The sequence below is a fragment of the Mycobacterium sp. E3298 genome, assembly GCF_001666895.1.
Classification (GTDB): Bacteria; Actinomycetota; Actinomycetes; order Mycobacteriales; family Mycobacteriaceae; genus Mycobacterium.
Genome location: NZ_LZJB01000104.1, coordinates 1 through 2,003, shown reverse-complemented (window position 1 = coordinate 2,003; position 2,003 = coordinate 1). Strand labels below are relative to the sequence as shown.

Genomic DNA, 2,003 nt, shown 5'->3' with positions numbered 1-2,003 from the left:
GATCGCGGCCACGGACCTGGGGATCGGGACGGGCCACTCGTCGGTGGGGGACCAGGAGAAGGCGCGCGCCATCCTGGGCGTCCCCGGGGACCGGCTGGTCGCCTTCCTGCTCGGCGTCGGGTATCCCGCCGACCGTCCGCTCACCCCGATCCGCAAGCCGAACCGGCGCCCCTTCGCCGAGGTGGTCCACCACGGGCGTTGGTGAGGCAAGCCGCCGTAGGCTCGTCACCGTGCACGACCACCGGGGCGACTACGGAATCGACGGCTCGTTTCACACCCTCTCCGTGCGCTTGCAGGCGATCGGTCTGGCCGCCCAAACCGCCGCGCTGGCCGGGTGGGCCGCGCTGAGCTGGGCGCGCGGCAAGCGGCTGACCGCCGCGCTGGCGGCGACGTCGGCGGCCGGAATCGCTTCGAGCGCAACCCTTTACGTTTACGCCACGCGGGTGGGCAAGTTCGTGGTGTGGGCGCGGGTGCTCGACGAGCTTCGGCTTACGGGCGACGAAACGGTGCTCGACCTCGGTTGCGGACGGGGGGCGGTGCTGCTGGCCGCGGCGAAGCGGTTGCCGCGGGGCCGCGCGATCGGGGTCGATCTGTGGCATGCCGACCAGACCGACAACTCCCCGGAGGCGACCCTGGCCAACGCGGCGTTGGAGAGCGTCGCCGATCGCGTCGAGGTGCGCACCGCCGACATGACCGCCCTGCCGTTCGCCGACGCGAGCGTCGACGTGATCGTCAGCAACCTGGCCATCCACAACATTCCGACGGGCGCGGGCCGGCGCAAGGCCCTCGACGAGGCGGTTCGGGTGCTGCGCCCGGGTGGCCGGCTGGCGATCGCGGACCTCTGGGAGACCCGTCAGCACGCCGCGCACCTACGGGAGCTGGGTTGGCGAAACGTGCGTCGCCGCAACCTCGGATGGCGCATGTACTACGGCGGTCCGTGGTTCGCCACCCGGTTGGTCACCGCGACGAAGCCGACGTGAGCGCCGGCGGTCCCGGAGGTACGCGCCCCCGGTCCCGGGCATGCTTGGGGGCTATGAACAGACATGAGATCACCGAGCAGATCGTCCTGGCGCGGCTGAGGCGCGGCCTGACGTGGCAGCAGCTGGCCGACGCCATCGGCAGGCCGGTGGTATGGACCACCGCGGCGCTGCTGGGTCAACACCCCATTCCCCCCGAGCCGGCACGGGTTCTCGTGGCGAAGCTCGGACTGGACGAGTCGGTGGTACCCGTGCTGGCGGCGCCGCCGATGCGTGGCGGGCTGCCGACCGCGGTGCCGACCGACCCGACCATCTACCGCTTCTACGAGGCCCTGCAGGTCTACGGCGGCGCCATCAAGGAGCTGATCCACGAACAGTTCGGCGACGGCATCATGAGCGCGATCAACTTCAGCGTCGACCTGCAGAAGAAGCCGCACCCGTCCGGTGATCGCGTCGTGGTGACCCTTGACGGGAAATTCCTTCCCTATCAATGGGTTTCGGCGGCGAACTGAATAACGCCTGCGACCGAACCGGTAGACCCCGCGCTTTCCGGCGGCGGCGCGGAACCGGTGAAGTGACGACGCTTCGCGCGCGTGTCACACTGGCGTCGAGGAGGCGAAGGGAACGCGGTGGCGGCCAGCAGCGGCCACCGCGTTCGCCGTTCAGCTCATCCTTCAGCATCGCGTTGGCCCAGCGCGCCCGCGCGCCTACAGGCCGAACTCGGCCTCGATGCCGTCGATCCCCGCGCGGATGGCCTTGAGCGCGTCGGCGCGGGCGCGCAGTTTCGTTGCGGCGTGGGCCTGCTGGCGCAGGCCGGCGAATTCGCGCGCGGCCTCCTCGGCGCGGCTCACCACCATCTCCGGCAGCACGATCTCGTCGACGAAGCCGGCGGCCAGCGCGGTCTCGCCGAAGAATGTCTTGGCCAGCCCGGCGGCCTGCTGGTACGCCGACTGCGTCAGCCGCAGCTTCATGATCTCCAGCGCGGCATACGGGATGACCATGCCGATCGCCACCTCGTTGGCCTGA

At 70.7% G+C, this 2,003-nt stretch carries 2 protein-coding genes and 2 pseudogenes; 3 read left to right on the top strand and 1 reads right to left on the bottom strand.

Annotated elements, in window-relative coordinates:
* From A9X05_RS04745 to cynS, 3 genes and pseudogenes are all read left to right on the top strand, one after another.
* Positions 1-205: pseudogene (locus A9X05_RS04745) on the top strand (nitroreductase); the annotation flags it as partial.
* Positions 206-230: 25 nt separating this feature from the next.
* Positions 231-980: a class I SAM-dependent methyltransferase gene (locus tag A9X05_RS04740; RefSeq protein WP_067779586.1), complete on the top strand. Its 750-nt coding sequence runs from the start codon at positions 231-233 to the stop codon at positions 978-980.
* Positions 981-1,033: 53 nt separating this feature from the next.
* Entirely contained in the window at positions 1,034-1,489 is a 456-nt protein-coding gene (cynS, locus tag A9X05_RS04735; RefSeq protein ID WP_067779584.1) for a cyanase, read from the top strand.
* Positions 1,490-1,684: 195 nt separating this feature from the next.
* On the opposite strand, the pseudogene A9X05_RS04730 reads toward cynS, so the two are convergent.
* Positions 1,685-2,003: pseudogene (locus A9X05_RS04730) on the bottom strand (enoyl-CoA hydratase); the annotation flags it as partial.

What these genes read in the sequence shown, in the direction of transcription:
- cynS (WP_067779584.1), top strand. Translation starts at nt 1,034, where the DNA reads ATGAACAGACATGAGATCACCGAGCAGATCGTCCTGGCGCGGCTGAGG.